At 71.5% G+C, this 16,516-nt stretch carries 18 protein-coding genes; 13 read left to right on the top strand and 5 right to left on the bottom strand.

The window, feature by feature from the left end; all coding sequences use genetic code 11:
* The first annotated feature begins 45 nt into the window (after positions 1-45).
* The 4 genes from DFJ66_RS25315 to DFJ66_RS25300 all read left to right on the top strand — a co-directional run bounded on the left by DFJ66_RS25315 (position 46) and on the right by DFJ66_RS25300 (position 4,886).
* Entirely contained in the window at positions 46-681 is a 636-nt protein-coding gene (locus DFJ66_RS25315) for a heme-binding beta-barrel domain-containing protein (RefSeq protein WP_121224442.1), read from the top strand.
* 47 nt (positions 682-728) lie between these two features.
* Positions 729-1,334, top strand: coding sequence for a 5-oxoprolinase subunit PxpB (gene pxpB, locus DFJ66_RS25310; RefSeq protein ID WP_121224440.1), 606 nt, complete (start codon positions 729-731; stop codon positions 1,332-1,334).
* A complete protein-coding gene (locus tag DFJ66_RS25305; protein ID WP_121224438.1) occupies positions 1,331-2,221 on the top strand; it encodes a 5-oxoprolinase subunit C family protein in 891 nt (296 codons plus the stop codon). Before pxpB ends, DFJ66_RS25305 begins: the two co-directional genes overlap by 4 nt.
* Before the next feature lie 109 nt (positions 2,222-2,330).
* The gene (locus tag DFJ66_RS25300; RefSeq protein WP_121224436.1) at positions 2,331-4,886 is read left to right on the top strand and encodes a glycosyl hydrolase family 18 protein; all 2,556 of its coding nucleotides are present in this window, start codon (positions 2,331-2,333) and stop codon (positions 4,884-4,886) included.
* Positions 4,887-4,943: 57 nt separating this feature from the next.
* Here the strand turns inward: DFJ66_RS25300 and DFJ66_RS25295 are convergent, their stop codons facing one another.
* A complete protein-coding gene (locus DFJ66_RS25295; protein ID WP_121224434.1) occupies positions 4,944-5,906 on the bottom strand; it encodes an ArsR/SmtB family transcription factor in 963 nt (320 codons plus the stop codon).
* Between the two features lie 71 nt (positions 5,907-5,977).
* On the opposite strand from DFJ66_RS25295, the gene DFJ66_RS25290 reads away from it, so the two are divergent.
* Positions 5,978-7,144 carry an MFS transporter gene (locus tag DFJ66_RS25290; RefSeq protein WP_170199644.1) on the top strand — a complete coding sequence of 389 codons (1,167 nt, stop codon included), beginning with the start codon at positions 5,978-5,980 and terminating at the stop codon, positions 7,142-7,144.
* 317 nt (positions 7,145-7,461) lie between these two features.
* Here the strand turns inward: DFJ66_RS25290 and DFJ66_RS25285 are convergent, their stop codons facing one another.
* Entirely contained in the window at positions 7,462-8,304 is an 843-nt protein-coding gene (locus DFJ66_RS25285) for an aminodeoxychorismate lyase (RefSeq protein WP_121224432.1), read from the bottom strand.
* Between the two features lie 34 nt (positions 8,305-8,338).
* Between DFJ66_RS25285 and DFJ66_RS25280 the strand changes: the two genes are divergently transcribed.
* The 5 genes from DFJ66_RS25280 to DFJ66_RS25260 are packed head-to-tail and all read left to right on the top strand — an operon-like array spanning position 8,339 to position 12,639.
* Positions 8,339-8,776 carry a Fur family transcriptional regulator gene (locus tag DFJ66_RS25280; protein WP_246029897.1) on the top strand — a complete coding sequence of 146 codons (438 nt, stop codon included), beginning with the start codon at positions 8,339-8,341 and terminating at the stop codon, positions 8,774-8,776.
* Positions 8,773-9,864, top strand: a complete 1,092-nt coding sequence (ygfZ, locus tag DFJ66_RS25275) for a CAF17-like 4Fe-4S cluster assembly/insertion protein YgfZ (protein WP_121224430.1) — start codon at positions 8,773-8,775, stop codon at positions 9,862-9,864. Before DFJ66_RS25280 ends, ygfZ begins: the two co-directional genes overlap by 4 nt.
* 39 nt (positions 9,865-9,903) lie before the next feature.
* Entirely contained in the window at positions 9,904-10,752 is an 849-nt protein-coding gene (locus DFJ66_RS25270; RefSeq protein WP_121224428.1) for a beta-keto acid cleavage family enzyme, read from the top strand.
* Positions 10,753-10,812: 60 nt separating this feature from the next.
* Positions 10,813-11,394, top strand: coding sequence for an RsiG family protein (locus tag DFJ66_RS25265; protein WP_121224426.1), 582 nt, complete (start codon positions 10,813-10,815; stop codon positions 11,392-11,394).
* 57 nt (positions 11,395-11,451) lie between these two features.
* On the top strand, positions 11,452-12,639 hold the full coding sequence (locus DFJ66_RS25260; RefSeq protein WP_246029896.1) for an MFS transporter: 1,188 nt from the start codon (positions 11,452-11,454) through the stop codon (positions 12,637-12,639).
* Here the strand turns inward: DFJ66_RS25260 and DFJ66_RS25255 are convergent.
* Entirely contained in the window at positions 12,582-13,463 is an 882-nt protein-coding gene (locus tag DFJ66_RS25255) for a DUF8083 family protein (RefSeq protein ID WP_121224424.1), read from the bottom strand. The two genes, DFJ66_RS25260 and DFJ66_RS25255, sit on opposite strands and share 58 nt — an antisense overlap.
* Positions 13,464-13,625: 162 nt before the next feature.
* On the opposite strand from DFJ66_RS25255, the gene DFJ66_RS25250 reads away from it, so the two are divergent.
* Positions 13,626-13,817 carry a DUF3073 domain-containing protein gene (locus tag DFJ66_RS25250; RefSeq protein WP_121224422.1) on the top strand — a complete coding sequence of 64 codons (192 nt, stop codon included), beginning with the start codon at positions 13,626-13,628 and terminating at the stop codon, positions 13,815-13,817.
* On the opposite strand, the gene DFJ66_RS43605 is transcribed toward DFJ66_RS25250, so the two are convergent.
* Together DFJ66_RS43605 and DFJ66_RS43600 are read right to left on the bottom strand one after the other, a co-directional pair.
* Positions 13,805-14,230 carry a beta/alpha barrel domain-containing protein gene (locus DFJ66_RS43605; protein ID WP_211351318.1) on the bottom strand — a complete coding sequence of 142 codons (426 nt, stop codon included), beginning with the start codon at positions 14,228-14,230 and terminating at the stop codon, positions 13,805-13,807. The two genes, DFJ66_RS25250 and DFJ66_RS43605, sit on opposite strands and share 13 nt — an antisense overlap.
* Before the next feature lie 28 nt (positions 14,231-14,258).
* The gene (locus DFJ66_RS43600) at positions 14,259-14,525 is read right to left on the bottom strand and encodes an oxidoreductase (protein ID WP_211351316.1); all 267 of its coding nucleotides are present in this window, start codon (positions 14,523-14,525) and stop codon (positions 14,259-14,261) included.
* Positions 14,526-14,889: 364 nt separating this feature from the next.
* On the opposite strand from DFJ66_RS43600, the gene DFJ66_RS25240 reads away from it, so the two are divergent.
* Together DFJ66_RS25240 and DFJ66_RS25235 are read left to right on the top strand one after the other, a co-directional pair.
* Positions 14,890-15,561, top strand: coding sequence for a Crp/Fnr family transcriptional regulator (locus DFJ66_RS25240; RefSeq protein WP_246029895.1), 672 nt, complete (start codon positions 14,890-14,892; stop codon positions 15,559-15,561).
* Between the two features lie 103 nt (positions 15,562-15,664).
* A complete protein-coding gene (locus tag DFJ66_RS25235) occupies positions 15,665-16,513 on the top strand; it encodes a hypothetical protein (protein WP_121224418.1) in 849 nt (282 codons plus the stop codon).
* Positions 16,514-16,516: the final 3 nt, after the last annotated feature.

The following is a 16,516-nucleotide window of genomic DNA, read 5'->3' as shown; positions in this document are numbered from 1 at the left end:
GTTCGCCGGGTACGTCGTCTACCGGCTGTACTCCGACCAGCGCTGATGACTGACAACGCACCCGTTCCGGGCAGCGGTGACGCGGCGGTGCAGGCGGCTGCCGCGCGTGCCGAGGTGACCCGCAACCGCAACCTCCCGCAGTTCGACGACCTGCCGATCCCGGCGGACACCGCGAACCTGCGCGAAGGTCCCTCCCTGCACGACGCCTGCCTGGCGCTGCTGCCGCTGGTGGGTGTCTGGCGCGGTGAAGGGGAAGTGGTCTACCCGACCATCGACGGGCCGTACCGGTTCGGTCAGCAGATCACGTTCGCGCACGACGGCCGCCCCTTCCTGTTCTACGAAGCCCGTTCCTGGCTGCTGGACGCCGACGGCAACGTCATCCGCCCCGCCGCCCGCGAGACCGGCTTCTGGCGCCCCCAGGCCGACGACACGATCGAGGTCCTCCTCACCCACAACACCGGGATCGTGGAGCTGTACTACGGCAAGCCGCGCACCCAGACCTCGTGGGAGCTGGGCACCGACGCGGTCATCCGCACGGCCACCGCCAAAGAGGTCACCGGCGCGCAGCGGCTGTACGGGATCGTCAACAACGGCGACCTGGCCTACGTCGAGGAACGCGCGATGGTCGGCCAGCCGCTCCAGCCGCACACCTCGGCCCACCTCAAGCGGGTCGTCGGATAACCCAGGGGATTGTTCAACAATCCTCTTGTAGGCCGTACGCTGTACCCATGCGACTGCGGCGTTGCGGGACCGACGCGGTGTTGGTCGAGGTGGACTCGCTCGGCGAGGTCGAGGCGGTGCGGGCCGCCGTCCACGCCGCCGCGTTGCCCGAGGTGGTGGAGCTGGTCCCGGCCGCGCGGACCGTCCTGATCGGCGCGCGGCCCGGTGGGCTGGCGGCGGTGCGGCGCGTCCTGGACACCGTCGACCTCAGCCACCGCGTGGAGTCCGAAAGCCGCGAAGTGACCATCCCCGTGGTCTACGACGGGCCGGACCTGGAGTTGGTCGCCGAGACGGCGGGGGTCGGGCCCGACGAGGTGGTCCGGCTGCACACCGGGGCCACCTACTCGGTGGCGTTCTGCGGGTTCGCACCCGGGTTCGCCTACCTGGTGGGGCTGCCGGAAGCCCTCCAGCAGCCCCGGCTCGACTCGCCGCGGACGAAGGTGCCGGCGGGCTCGGTCGGCGTCGCGGGCGAGTACACCGCCGCCTACCCCAGGGCCACCCCGGGCGGCTGGCGGCTGATCGGCCGCACCGACGCCCCGCTGTTCGACCCGCGCCGCGACCCCGCCGCCCTGCTCCAGCCCGGCGACCGCGTCCGCTTCGAGGCCGCGGCATGACGACCGACATTGGAGCCGACGGCCGCACCGGCACCGCCGCGAGAACGGTCACCGTCCTGCGCACCGGCCCGCAGGCCCTGGTCCAGGACCTGGGCCGCCCCGGTCACGCACACCTGGGCGTCCCCCCGTCCGGCGCCCTGGACCAACCCTCCCTCCGCCTGGCCAACCGCCTGGTCGGCAACCCGGAGCACGCCGCCGGCCTGGAAGTCCTCCTCGGCGGCCTCCACCTGCGCGCCGACACCGCCTGCACGGTCGCCGTGACCGGACCGTGCACGCCCACCCTGGTCAACGGCGTCCACCGCGACTCCCCGGTCCACCTGCGCCCCGGCGACGAACTCGTCCTCGGCACCCCCACCGGCGGCCTGCGGACCTACGTGGCCGTCTCCGGCGGCATCGCCACCGACCCCGAGCTCGGCAGCCGCGCCACCGACCTGCTCTCCGGCATCGGCCCGGCACCCCTCCGGCCGCACGACGTCCTCCCCCTCGGCACTCCCACCGGCGTCCCGACCGGCGCGGACGTCCTCGTCCCCGTCCAGGTCCCCGCCGAACTCGACCTCCCGCTCCTCCTCGGCCCCCGCGACGACTGGTTCGACGACCCGGCCGCGCAACTCCGGAAAGGCCGCTGGACCGTCTCCGACCGCAGCAACCGGGTCGGGCTCCGGCTCGAAGGCACCGCCCTCGACCGCTGCGAACACCGGGAGCTGCCCAGCGAAGGCCTGGTCACGGGCGCGGTCCAGGTGCCCAAGGACGGCCTGCCGGTGATCTTCCTGGCCGACCACCCGACGACCGGCGGCTACCCGGTGATCGGTGTCGTCCCGCCGGCGGCCCTCCCCCTGCTGGGGCAGGCCCGCCCGGGGACCGCGGTCCGCTTCCGCCCACGCGGCTGAACGGACGCAATTGGTCTAGACCCATTGTCATTCGCCCCCGCACGACCTACGTTCGGACGTGGCCGCCGTGGTTCTCGAACGATTCCCTGTCAATCGAGAGGCACAACCCATGCGCCGACTAGCCATCGCGCTGGTGGCACTCGCCACCGCAGCCCTAGCCGTCCCCGGCGCGGCGTCCGCCGCCACCGGACTCACCGCCACGTTCAGCAGAACCGGCACCACGGGCAAGTTCGTGGTCGCCAACCCGACGACGGCCGCCATCTCCGGCTGGTCCATCAAGTTCGACCTGCCGGCCGGCGTGACGGTCAGCGGCGTGCAGAACGCGACGACCACCCAGAACGGCACCAAGGTCACGCTGACGCCCGCCTACTACATCACCACGATCCAGGCGGGCCGCAACACCGAGCCGTTCAGCCCGAGCTTCACGCTCAGCGCGGCCGTCGACCCCACCACCTGCACGATCAACGGCTACAACTGCGACGGCAGCGGCGACCCGCCCCCGCCGCCGGCCCCGGTCACCGCGGACTTCAGCCTCAGCGGCAGCACGGGCAAGTTCGTCGTGAACAACAACACCGACACCACGCTGGCGGACTGGTCGATCACGTTCACCCTGCCCAGCGGCGTCACGGCGAGCAACGCCCAGAACGGCACGATCGCCCAGAACGGCACCACCGTCACCCTGACCCCGGTGCATTACAACAAGTCCGTCGGCGCACGCCGCTCCACCGAGCCCTACAGCCCGACGTTCACCCTGAGCCGCGCGGTCGAACCGGTGACTTGCCGGATCAACAACGCCAACTGCGACGGCTCGCCGGACGTCCCGCCGACGGCCCCGACGAACCTGACCTCCCCGGTCAAGACGACCAAGACGGTGTCCCTGTCGTGGAACGCCTCCACGTCCGGCTCCCTGCCGATCGCGGGCTACGACGTCTACAACGGCACCGCCCTGGCCACCACGGTCACCGGCACCACCGCGACCGTCACCGGCCTCACCCCGAACACCGCCTACACGTTCACGGTGAAGGCCAAGGACACCAAGGGCACCACCTCGCCGGCGAGCAACCAACTCACCGTCACCACCAACAACCCGGCCGACGACACCACCCCGCCGTCCGCGCCCGCCAACCTGCGCAGCACCGCCAAGGACGCGGGCAGCGTGACCCTGGCCTGGGACGCCTCCACCGACAACAAGGGCGTCGCGAACTACGACGTCTACGTGGGCACGACGGTGAAGGCCACGGTCATCGGCACCACGGCCAAGGTGGACGGCCTGTCGCCGTCCACGGAGTACATGTTCTCGGTCAAGGCCCGCGACCTCTACGACAACATCTCGGGTCCCAGCAACAGCCTCAAGGTGTCCACTTCGGACATCGTCGGCGGCTACGCCCGGGTCGGCTACTTCGTCCAGTGGGGCATCTACGGCCGCCAGTTCTTCGTGAAGAACCTGGACACCAACGGCGCCGCCGCGAAGCTGACCCACATCAACTACGCCTTCGGCAACATCGACCCGGTCAACCTGACCTGCCTCCAGGGCGTCACCAAGGGCACCTCGGCCAACCCGCAGGACCCCAACCAGGGCGACGGCGCGGGTGACGCGGAAGCCGACTACAGCAGGCCGTTCAGCTCGGCCCAGTCCGTGGACGGCGTGGCCGACACCGGCTGGGAGCCGTTGCGCGGCAACTTCAACCAGCTCAAGAAGCTCAAGGCCAAGCACCCGCACCTGAAGGTCCTGATCTCGCTGGGCGGGTGGACGTACTCGAAGTACTTCTCGGACGTGGCCAAGACCGACGCGTCCCGCAAGAAGTTCGTGGCGTCCTGCCTGGACATCTACCTCAAGGGCAACCTGCCGACCTACAACGCGGCGGGCGGCCCCGGCACGGCGGCGGGCATCTTCGACGGCGTGGACCTCGACTGGGAGTGGCCGGGCGCGGAGGGCCACGCGGGCAACCACATCAGCCCGGACGACAAGCGCAACAACACGCTGCTGATCGAGGAGTTCCGGCGGCAGATGGACGAGCTGAGCCAGACCACCGGCAAGCGCTACCAGCTGACCGCGTTCACCCCGGCCGACCGCGGCAAGATCGAGACCGGCTGGGAGCTGGGCCGGGTCGCGCAGTCGATGGACATCTTCAACGTCCAGGGCTACGACTTCCACGGCTCGGGCAGCGACAACTCGTGGGAGCCCAACCGCACCGGCCACCAGGGCAACCTGTACCCGGACGCGGACGACCCGTACCCGTTCCACTTCAGCGTCGAGGACTCGGTCAACGCCTACCTCGAAGCCGGCGTGCACCCGCGCAAGATCACCGTGGGCCTGGCCTTCTACGGCCGCGGCTGGCAGGGCGTGCAGGACGGCGGGAAGAAGGGCGAGTGGCAGTCGGCGACCGGCGCGGCACCCGGGCAGTTCCAGGAGGAGGCCGGGACGCGCGGGTACTCCAACCTGATCGCGAGCGTGCCGAACTGCACGGTGGTCCACGACGAGGCCGCGGTGGCGACCTCCTGCTTCACCGGCAACGGCGGGCAGTGGTGGACCTTCGACGACGTCTGGTCGATCCAGAAGAAGACCGCGTGGTTCAAGCAGCGCGGGCTGCTGGGCGCGATGATCTGGGAGATGTCCGGTGACACCGGCACCCTGATGAACGCGGTCGACGCGGGCCTGAAGTAAGCGGTTCGTCGCTCCGGGGGCGGAGGAGGCCCCCGGAGCGACCCAGGCCCCGCGCGCTCACGCCCCGGACGCCTCCAACACCACGTCCCCGGCCGCGGTCCGGGCGTAGAGCACCGACCGCCCCGCCCGCCGCCGTTCCACCAGCCCGGCGTCCCGCAACACCTTCAAGTGCCGACCCACCGACCCCAGCGCCTGCCCCGTGACAGCGACCAGTTGGGTGGTGCTCAGCGGCGTCCCGAGCAGCACCAGCAGCCCCGCCCGCGCCGACCCGATCAACGCCTCCAGACCCGCCGGCACCGGCCGGCGGTCCTCGGCGAGCACACCCAGGCACGGGTAGACGACGGCGTACCGCTCCTTCCCCTCCCACGACACCCAGCTCGTCCGCGGCGTCACCGGCATGAACAGCAGGTCCGCCCCGGCGGCGATCTCGCGCGGCGGGTTGGCGTTCCGGTTGACCTGGAACCGGCTCTCGCCCAGCCACCGAGTCCACGGGTTGAGCGAGTCCAGCACGGCCGCCCACCCACCCCGGCTGACCAGCGCGGTCCGCGCGACCATGTCGGCCTCCATGACCCGCCGCCGGCGCTCCCAGTACGGCCGCACGGTCCGCTCCCACACGTGGGTCAGCAGCACGGTCGCCCGCTCGGGCAGGTCGTCCCGGTCCAGCACCGCCGGGAGCGGCCCTTTCAACGACACCCGCAGGTCGTCCCGCGCCTGCTCGGCCCCGGTCTCCCGCACCCGCGCCACGGTGCCCTCGAAGCTCTCGCCCACGACGGACGTGGGGCAGAAGAAGTCCGCGATCCACGACTTCCCGAGCGCGGCCTCGACCAGCGGCCCCGCCACCGGGTCGGCCGCGAGGTGGGCGCGGTAGCCGGGCAGGTGGTCCCGCAGCCACGCGTCCTCGCCGGGGTGGGCACCGGTCCCGGCGTGCAGCAGGCGCAGGCTCGCGAAGGTCTCGGCGAACGGCGAGAACACGAACCGGCTGCGGGCGAGCGTGTCGGCGTCGATCTGCCACAAGCCCATGCGGTGACGACCTTTCGCGTGTCTGCGAAACAATTACCACGGCGGTGCGCCGCTTCCGAGAATCCGAACCCATGCGCAGCTACCGCTCCCTGTTCCGCGCACCGGAGTTCACCCCGTTCCTGCTGTCCTTCGCCGCCTTCGCCGCCGCCCAGACGATCGGCGGCCTCGCCTTGGGCACGCTCGTCTTCCGCGCCACCGGCTCGCCGTTCCTGTCGGCGCTGAGCATGTTCGGCCCGCAACTGGCCCAACTCCTCGGCGGCCTGTTCCTGCTCTCGGCGGCCGACCGGGTCCCGCCGCGCGCGACCCTGACCGGCCTCGGGCTGGCGTTCGCGGTGACCACGGCGGTGCTGGCCCTGTCCCTCCCGGTGTGGGCGTTGTTCGCGGTACTGCTGCTCCAGGGCGTGGTCGCGTCCTTGGGCGGCGGGGTGCGCGGCGGTTTGCTGACCGAGATCCTGTCCAAGGACGGGTACGTGCTGGGTCGGTCGGTCTACAACATGCTCTGGGGCTTGGTGCAGGTCACCGGATTCGCGACCGGCGGCCTCCTGCTGACCCTGCTGTCCCCGCAGTCGTGCCTGCTCCTCGCAGCGGCGCTGTACGCGCTGTCGGCCTTGGTCACCCGCCTGGGCCTCACCGCCCGCCCACCGCGCTCGAAGGGCCGCCCGTCCATAGCGGCGACCTGGCGCACGAACGCCCTGCTGCTGTCCTCCCGCGCGCGCCTGCTGACGTACCTGGGCCTGTGGGTCCCGAACGGCCTGGTCGTCGGCGGCGACTCCCTCTACGTCTCCTACGCCCCACACGCCGCCGGCACCCTCTACGCCTGCGGGGCGCTGGGCATGTTCGCGGGCGACCTGGCAGTAGGCCGCCTGGTGCCACCCGCCCTACGCCCGAAGCTCGCGACCCCACTGCGCCTGCTGCTGGCCGTGCCCTACCTGTTCTTCGTCCTGCACCCCGGTGTCGTGCTGTCAGCGGTGGCGGTCACGATCGCCTCCGCCGGCTTCGCGGCCAGCCTGGTCCTCCAGGAACGCCTGATGTCCCTAGCCCCCGACGACCTGTCCGGCCAGGTCCTGGGCCTGCACGGCACCGGCATGGTCGCCTTCCAGGGCATCGGCGTGCTACTCGCAGGCACGCTCGCCCAACTAACCTCACCCGGCACGGCGATAACCCTCACCGCAGCCACTTCGGCCACCGTGACCCTCGTCCTAGCCGCACTGGCCCGCCGATCACCGGCTCGGGTCTAGCCAAACCCCGCGCAGTCCCTCCGCGCGCAGCGCGCGGTGTCGTGGTCCCAACCACAGGTGAAGGGCCTCGGTTCCCCCGCCGTATGGCCTGCCCGAAGGGCTACCACAGATTTGTCGGGGTGCAGCCAAAAGTTTTTGCGAGGAACGAGCAAAAAGTTTTAGCGGCACCCCGGCAAATCTGTGGTTGGCTCCGCCAGGCCATACGGCGGGGGAACCGACGCCCTTCACCCCCCGCTGGCGGCCTGCCGCGCGGCGAGCGCCGCTTTTCATCTTTTGATCTTGAAAGCAGCGCGCCAGCGCAAGCTTGAGAGCGGAGCTCAGTACTCCGACTCGTAAAGGCCAGCCAACTCGGCGTGCACCGCCGTAGAGTCGGGCAGCGACTTGCCGTCCAACGTGTGCACGCGGGTCAGCTTGCGCACGCTCGACGCCAGCACCACCGCGTCCGCCACGTACAGCTCGTCGACCTCGATCGGCGCCACCTCGACCTGCCAGCCCGCCCGCGAGGCCGCGCGGAACAGGGCCGCCTGGGTGGTGCCGGGCAGGATGCCCAGCTCGGAAGGCGGCGTGGTCAGCGTGCGGCCACGGGCCACGACCACCGTGGACGTCGGCCCCTCCAGGACCGAGCCGGACGACGTGGTGAACACGACCTCCGACGCGCCCCGGCGTTCGGCCTCCCGCAGCGCCGCCATGTTGACCGCGTAGGACAGCGACTTGGCGCTGAGCAGCAGCCACGGAGCCCGTTCCATCAGGCCGGGTTCGATGCCCCGGTCCAGGGTCACCGCCGCCAGGCCCTCGGCGCGCTGCGTCAGCACCTTCGGCGAGATGTCCATGCCCAGCGCGAACGCGGTCGGGGTGCCGTCGCCGCCCTCGACGCCCCGGGTCATCACCAGCTTGAGCGCGATCTCCCGGCCGCCGGTCCAGTTGCCCAGCACCACGTCCACCGCGCGCTCGAAGCCGGCGCGGTCGGGGTCGGGCAGGTCGAGCATCGCCGCCGAGCGGGCCAGGCGGTCGAGGTGCGGGCCCAGTTCCCTGGGTTTGCCGTCGACGACGAGGATGGTCTCGAAGACGCCGTCGCCGCGCATGAGACCGAGGTCGTCCACGCGGATGAGAGGTGAGTCGGGGTCGGCCTGGGTTCCGTCCAAGAGGGCGAGCACGCGCATACCGTGAGACTACTCACGCTCTACCATCGGTTTCGTGGACACCGCGAGCAGCCCGAAAGCCCTGCGCAAGACGCTGCACGACCGCGGGATGCGGATGACGCCCCAGCGCCAGCTCGTGCTGGACGCGGTGCGCGACCTGGGCCACGCCACGCCGGAGCAGATCTGCCAGCGCGTGCAGGCCACCGCGCCCACGGTCAACATCACGACCGTGTACCGGACGCTGGACCTGCTCGACCGGCTGGGCATGGTCCGGCACACCCACCTGGGTCACGGCGCGCCCACCTACTCGGTGGACGAGCACGAGCACGTGCACCTGGTCTGCCACAAGTGCGGCCGGGTGGACGAGGCCCCGTGCGACCTCCTCACACCGGTGGCCGGAACACTCCGGCGCGAGTTCGGGTTCGAACTGGATGCGAGCCACCTCGCGCTGTCGGGCACCTGCCGTGACTGCCTGAAGGAGAACGACCAGTGAACTCCCCGCTGCTGACCGCACCCGGCGCCGTCGCCCCGTTCGAGGGGTCCGCCGACCCGGGGGTGCCGTGGCACTTCGGCGACCCGTTCGCCGAACAGCGCTCGGCGGCGCGGTCGGTGGCCGTGTTCGACCGGTCGCACCGGGCCGTCCTCGCGGTCCCCGGTGAGGACCGGCTCAAGTGGCTGCACTCGCTGACCAGCCAGCACTTCGAGGAGCTGGGCGAGGACCGGGCCACCGAGACGCTCGTCCTGGACGTGCAGGGCCGGGTCGAGCACCACGCCGTCGCCGCGAACACCGGCGGCACGGTCTACCTGGACACCGAGGCCGCCACCGCCGGCCCGCTGCTGGCGTACCTGACCAAGATGGTGTTCTGGTCCAAGGTCGAGCCGCGGGACGCGACGGCGGAACTGGCGGTGCTGACCGTCGTGGGTCCGGAGATCCCGGGCTTGTTCGACAAGCTCGGCCTGCCCCTGCCCACCCAGTTGGGCGTCAGCGCCCTGGAGGGCGGCGGGTTCGCACGGCGGATGCCGTGGCCCGGTCAGGACGCCGTGGACCTGCTCATCCCGCGCGGCGCTCTCGTGGACTGGTGGCAGAAGCTGACCGACGCGGGCGCGCGGCCGGCCGGGAGCTGGGCGTTCGAGGCGCTGCGGGTGGAGTCCCTGCGGCCCCGGCTCGGCGTGGACACCGACGAGAAGACCATCCCGCACGAGGTGAACTGGATCGGCGCGGCGGTGCACCTGAACAAGGGCTGCTACCGGGGCCAGGAGACGGTCTCGAAGGTGCACAACGTGGGCCGGCCGCCCCGGCGGATGCTGCTGCTGCACCTGGACGGGTCGCGCGAGGTCCAGCCGGAGGCCGGTGACCCGGTGGTCGTCGGTGAACGGGTCGTGGGCCGGGTCGGGTCCGTGGCTCTGCACCACGAGCTGGGCCCGATCGCATTGGCGCTGGTCAAGCGCTCGGTACCGGTCGAGACCGAGCTCTTGGTGGGTACCGACGACCGAGTGGTCCAGGCGAACGTCGACCCGGATTCCGTCCCCCCGGACACCCCCGGCTTGGGCCGGGAAGCGGCTCGAAACCTGGGACGTTAGAAGGGGTCCAGCGGGGGCGTTGTGTGCCAGGATCCAGACATGTCGCGACCCGGTTCACACGGCACGCTGCTCACCGTCGCCCCCACCGGGGCCGAGCACGCGAAGGCCGACGTCCCCCAGCTGCCCGTCACCCTGGACGAGCTCGTCGCCACCGCCGAGGCCTGCGAGCAGGTCGGCGCGGCGATGGTGCACGTCCACATCCGGGGCGCGGACACCCGTCCGACGCTGGACCTCGGGCTGCTCAAGGACACCGTCGCGGCCCTGCGGGAGCGGACGTCGTTGATCGTGCAGCTGTCCACCGGCGGCGCGGTGACCGACCCGGAGTCGGACCGGCTGCGGGTGCTGGACGCGCTGCCCGACTCGGCGTCCTGCACGATGGGGACGGTGAACTTCGGCGAGGACGTCTTCCTGAACCGGTGGGAGTTCGTCGTCGCGCTGCACAAGACCATGCAGGAACGCGGGATCGTGCCGGAGTACGAGATCTTCGACCTCGGCCAGCTCGCGTCCCTGCACCGGCTGCTGGACAAGCACGGCCTGCCCGCGGGCGGCAAGGTGCACGTCGACCTGGTCATGGGCGTGCCCGGCGGTATGCCGGGTGACGTGGAGACGCTGGTCGCCGCACTGCGCCTGCTGCCCGAGGGGGCGTCGTTCTCGGCGACCGGGATCGGGCGCACGTCACTGCCGGTGATGCTGGCCGCGTTGAGCGCGGGCGGTCACCTGCGCGTGGGCATGGAAGACACCATCTCCTACGCCAAGGGGCAGCCGGTGCGGGACAACGCGCAGCTCGTGGCCCGCGCGGCGGGGCTGGCGAAGATCGCGCAGCGGCCGCCGCTGTCGCCGACCGAGGCGCGGGAACTACTCGGCGTGCGCAGTCCGGTACAGGTTTGAGACAACTTTGGAAGCAGGTTTGTGTTGGCGGGTGGGCAGGAACTACCTCAGGATGAGTACGTGATCGAGGTGCGTCCTGGCGGGCGCCGGCGGATCGACCGGGTGCTCGCCCCCGGCTACACCGAGGGGATCGAGCGGCTCCCGCTCGCCGACGTGCGCGCCCTGCGTGACGAGGCGGCTCAGGAGGAGACCGACCTGTCGTACCTGCGGCGGCTGCTGCACGCGCGGATCGACATCGTGCGGGCCGAGCAGGCGCGGCGGACCTCCGGCGGTTCGGCGGTGGTGGACCAGCTGGCGACGATCCTCGCGTCCAACGCGGTGGGACCGGCGACCGGGCTGGGCCGCTACCAGACGCAGGAGCCCTCCCGGGCGGAGGCGCACCGGCGGCACGTCGAGGCGCTGGTCTCGGACGTGGACCTGTCGGACGTCTCGGCGCTCTCGGACGACAAGCTGGACCTCGCGCTGCGGACGTTCGTCAACGAGGAGGCGTCGGTCTCCACGCGCCGCCGCGAGGTGCAGGTCGTGGTGGACCGGCTCAACGCCGAGATCGCGGGCCGGTACCAGAGCGGGAGCGCGTCGGTGGACGAGCTGCTGGCGGCCGAGCGCGGGTGGCCGACGAACCCGGGGCGCACCAAGGACTGATCTCGCCATCTGGGATCACACTCCCGGAATGTGAGCACACACGCCTAGCGTGCCCGTATGGGGTACCGCTGGGTGGTTCTGGCTGTCGGCGCACTGGCACAAGGCACGAACGCGGCCGTGTTCCTCGGCCTCCCGGCCATCAGCCCCGCCCTGCGCGCCCACTTCGACCTCACCCTGCCCCAGGTCGGCCTGCTGCTCGGCGCGGTCAACCTGGGCACGATGCTGACCCTGGTCGCGTGGGGCGCGGCGGCCGACCGGCACGGCGAGCGCCTGGTGATGACCCTGGGCGGCGTCGGCGCGGCGCTGTGCCTGGCGCTCGCGGCCGTGGACGGCCCCGTCGTGGCCGGGTTCGCGCTGGTCGGGGTGGGGTTGTTCGGGGCGAGCGTGAACGCCGCGAGCGGCCGGGCCGTGATGACGTGGTTCCCGTCCGGCTCGCGCGGGCTGGCGATGGGCATCCGGCAGACCGCCACTCCCCTCGGTGCCGCGCTGACCGCCGCCGTGCTGCCGGTGGTGGCGGTCCGGGCGGGCGTGCCGGCGGCGTTCCTGGCGTTGGCCGGGTTCACCGGGTTCGTGGCGGTCCTGATCGCGCTGCTGGTGCGCGAGCCACCGGGGGCGGTGCGGTCGTCCCACGGCCACGGGGTGGTGCTGCGCGACCGGGCCCTGCTGCGGCTGAGCACGGCGAGCGGGCTGCTGGTGGTCCCGCAGTTCACCGCCGCCGCGCTGATGGTCGAACTGCTGCACGACCACCGGGGCCTGGCGGTCGGGGTGGCGGCGGGGCTGTTCGCCGTGGCCCAGGTCGTCGGCGGGTTCGGGCGGCTGGCGGTGGGCGTGTGGTCGGACCGGGTGCGCAGCCGGACGGGTCCGCTGAAGGTGATCAGCGTGCTGGTCGCGGTGGGGTTCGCGCTGACGGCGGTGCTGGACCGGGCGCCCGTGTGGCTGCTGGTGGCGGCGCTGCTGCCCACGGCGGCCCTGGCGCTGTGCTGGAACGGCCTGGCGGTGACGGCGGCGGCCGAGATGGCGCCGGAGGGCAGCAGCGGCACCGCCCTGGGCATGCAGAACTCGGCGAACTACCTCAGCGCCACCCTCACCCCGCCGGTGGCGAGCTGGCTGGCCGCCACCCTCGGCTGGCCGGCGGCCCTGCTCGTCGCCGCCCTGGCCGCCACCGCGGCCCGCGCGCTCCTGGCTGATCAGCCGTGGCGTTCCCGGCGGGAGAACTCGCCCCAGAAGTCGCGGAGCTGCTCGTAGCGCAAGGCCACCTCTTCGGCGTCCCCGGACTCCAGGGCGTCCACGATCGCGTTGACGTCCTGCGCGGAGGTGTCCTCCAACAGCTCCTTGTCGTCCATGAGCTGCACCAGGCCGCCGTAGTCCAGCTCGACCGCCGAGTCCGGGGCGAAGTGGTCCAGCCAGCGGGCGGTGTCGGCGAGCACCTTCGCCGGGCCGCCGTCGCCCAGGGTGTCCGACACGACCTTGTGCGCCCGAGCGACCCGCCGCCGGGCGTCGGGCATCGCGGCCCGCCAGGACACCTGGCGCTCGGGGTCGTCGCGCGGGGCGAGCACGACCCGGCGCGCGTCGGGGTCGACCAGCGCGAACCACGGCAGGGGGACGGTCCAGGTCGTGGAGATCACGTGGACCGCGCCCCGGGTCAGCTCCGCCATCACGGCCGACGCCCGGGACCTGATGGCCTCCGGCGGCACGGACAGCGCGGCCTCCTGGAGGACCGGCGTGGAGGTGGCCAGGAAGCCCACCAACGCCGCCGCCGACCGGGCCCGGAGGTCCAGCGGGCACACCAGCGGACCGGGGCCGACCTCGCCGGGGACCTCGGCGGGGCTGATGGTCATGACGTCGAAGGGCGCGTCGGGGGAGACCCTGCCGTCCGAGCGCTCGCCGGGCAGCAGCCGGGGCGGTCGGGCCAGTTGTGACCGGAGCCACAGCTCGCGTTCGCGGTGTCCGGCGTCCGCCCGGCTCAACGGCCCCGCTTCCAGGGCTTTCCGCACCTGGTCGGCCAACGGTGCGTCAAGAGCCGACAGCGGTTCGTACACCCTGAGGTAGGCGACGAACGGTCGTGGCACCCGCGCATCCTCCCACGCGGAGATTTGGCGGCACGTCTCACGCCTACCGCGTCGCGGGGAACCCCTTCGACACGGTACGGTAGTTACCAGGAACTAGTTGTCGAGACGAGTGGGGCCGCCGTTCCCCCGGCCGCCCCCGTCCCTGTGCGAGGGGGTCGAGCCATGGGGCGCGGCCGAGCGAAGGCCAAGCAGACGAAGGTGGCGCGGGAGCTGAAGTACAGCTCTCACAACACCGACTTCGAGGCCTTGCAACGCGAGCTTTCCGGCGGCAGCAATGCCGACAACGGGCACCGTCGGAGCGATGAGCCGTTCGACGACCCGTCGGACGACGATTACGACGACTACCGTCGCTGACGCATCCACACCCGCTCGAAGGTTGGGCTGCCGGTTCCGCCGGCAGCCCGACCTTTGACGCGGGCCCCTAGAACGCCCTGGCGCACTGCCTCGGCGGAAGTGACCTGCACCCCCGGTTCGGTGGCTGCGCGCAGCGGCCGGTACGGGTCGCGCAGCAGCTCCCGCCCGAGCGGCACCAGGTCGGCCGCACCGTCGGCGAGCACGGCCTCCGCCTGCCGGGCGTCGGTGATCTCCACCGACGGTCCCGACGGGCACTCCGGCCTTGCTCCGGACCGCTTCGGCGAACGGCACCCCGGTAGCCGGGACCCAGCGGTATCTCGGGTCACGTCGACCAGGTCCGCGCCCGCCCCAGCGAAGTGCCGGGTCGGCACGACGCTGTCCACGACCGCCCACCCGCCCTCCTCGTCGGACACGCCACCGTGCCGCGGGTCCAACGGCGGGTCAGGTGGACGCCTTGCGCCGCCACGCCCCCACGTGCGCCTCGCTCCACGACCCGGTGTCCGCGGGTGAGATCCAGCCGACCGGTGACACAGCGGTAGCCTCGGACAACACCAGTCCCGCGCCACCGACCGCACGCGAGCCGAGGTGTACCAGGTGCCGCTCGTCGGGCAGCCCGCCCCGAGCGGAGTACTGGCGCACCGGGCTGACGGCGATCCGGTCCGGGAGGGTGACCGAGCGGAGGGTCATGGGGCTGAACAGCGCACTCACCTGCGTCTCCTCGGGTGGTTCCGGTGTGACGACGGGTCTTTCGGACCCCACGACGGGTCCAAGGTCCCGGATCGGACGCGTTGTTCCCCGCGTGATCGCCCGCCCACCGCACGGGAGCAGCCACATTCCATTCGATTCGGTATTGCGCGTGCATTAGCACGTGATCTTGAATGGGGGTTCGGCGCGCGAAACGCGGTACAAGACAGGGCCAGTTACGCCCATTCGGGTGTACTGTCCGCAGCACGTTCGGGGAGACCATCACTTGCCGCCCCACTTCGGTCGGCAGGTGAATTCCAGTTCCCGCCGTCACGACAGTAACAGGATCCACATGCTGCCCATGCCTACCTTGACGCCATCGGATCCCGTGTGGCCCAGCAACAGCCTGCTGGGTCGCCTCCGCGACAACACCCGACAAGAGCTGTTGAACATCGGCACGGTCGTGCGGTACACGGCCGACCGGGACGTCATCGAACAGGACGCGAAGGACACTCATGTCCTCCTGCTGCTCGAAGGCGTGGTGAAGGTGCAGACCACCGACGAGACCGGCGACACCGCCCTGCTGGCCATCCGCGTCGCGGGCGACCTGGTGGGCGAGATGGCCGCGCTGGACCAGAAGCCGCGCTCGGCCACGGTCGTGACGTGCGGTGACGTGGTGGCCAAGCTGATCACCAGCGGTGAGCTGATGAGCTTCCTGCACCGCCGCAACGACGTGTTCGTGGAATTGATCGGGATGATCAACGACCGGTTGCGCTGGGCCAACCAGCGCCGCCGCGATTTCCTGTCCCACCCGGCCGCCGAACGGGTGGCCCGGGTGCTCGTCGAATTGGTGCAGACCTACGGCCGGGAAGAGGTGCACGGCTGGACCCTCGGAATTCCGCTGACCAAGGTCGAGTTGGCCTCCATCGCCGGGATGAAGCCCCGAACGGCGGAGAAGGCGTTCAGCGACCTGCGCAAGGCGGGGGTGGTGGTGAGCCACCTGCGGCGCGACGTGCTGGTGCCCGACCTCGAGAACTTGCGGAGATTCGCGGGGATCTGAGGCCGAGTCCGCAGAAATGCGGTATTTGCTGCGGTGCGTTCGTCCACAGTGACTCTTCGCGAGCCCCGTGAACCCGCACCGACGTCGAAAGGCCGAAGCCCCCATGAGTCATGCCTCTTTCCGGCGCAGCCTGCTGGTCTGCTGTGACCTGCGCCGCTACGGCGCGGCCGACGACCAGCTGCAGCGCGACCTCCAGGACCTGCTGGTCCGGACCCTGGACAAGGCGGGCGCCGCCGCCGGCCTGGACCGCTCGACCTGGGTCCGCCAGCCCAAGGGCGACGAGGAGTGGGCCGTCCTGCCCTCCGACACGCCCGAGCTCAAGGTCGTCGACCAGTACGTGCGCGCGCTGAACTCCGAACTGGCCGCCGCCAACCGCTACCGCGTCCCGGAAGCACGCGCCCGACTGCGCCTCGCGATCCACCACGGCGCTGTGGTGGACGGCGCGAACGGATTCCCGGGACAGGATTCCGTACTCGTTTCGCGTTTGCTGAACAGCAAGGCGGCACACCTCGCGCTCGACCGGTTTCCCGACGCCGACTTGGTCGTCGTGCTGTCCGAGATCGTGTATTCGACGTCGATCCTGCCCGGCCACACGACACTGCGCGCGACGGACTTCCGGCGGATCGAGGTGCGGGAGAAGACCTTCACCGGCCACGGGTGGATGTGGATCCCGAACGGCGACGTCCACGCCCTGGACCTGGGGCCCGTCGAAGCCGCCGACGACGCCGACGCCCCAGCCTCAGCCGACCCGCAAGCCGCCGAGCCGCCCGCCGTGGCGCTGCCGGTGGAGCCGGGGCACCCGGGCTCGGTGAACCAGAACGCGGTGGCCACCGGCGGGTCGACGGTCATCCAGGCGGGTCGCGACGCGCACGTGCCGACCTGGCAGCGCGCGGACGTGATCCAGAACTTCCACAACAACGACCAGCGCGGCTCCCACTTCGGCACCAGCTGACCG

Source organism: Saccharothrix variisporea (assembly GCF_003634995.1).
GTDB lineage: Bacteria > Actinomycetota > Actinomycetes > Mycobacteriales > Pseudonocardiaceae > Actinosynnema > Actinosynnema variisporeum.
The sequence above is the reverse complement of the archived record's forward strand: the minus strand, read 5'-3'. Positions and strand labels throughout refer to the sequence as shown.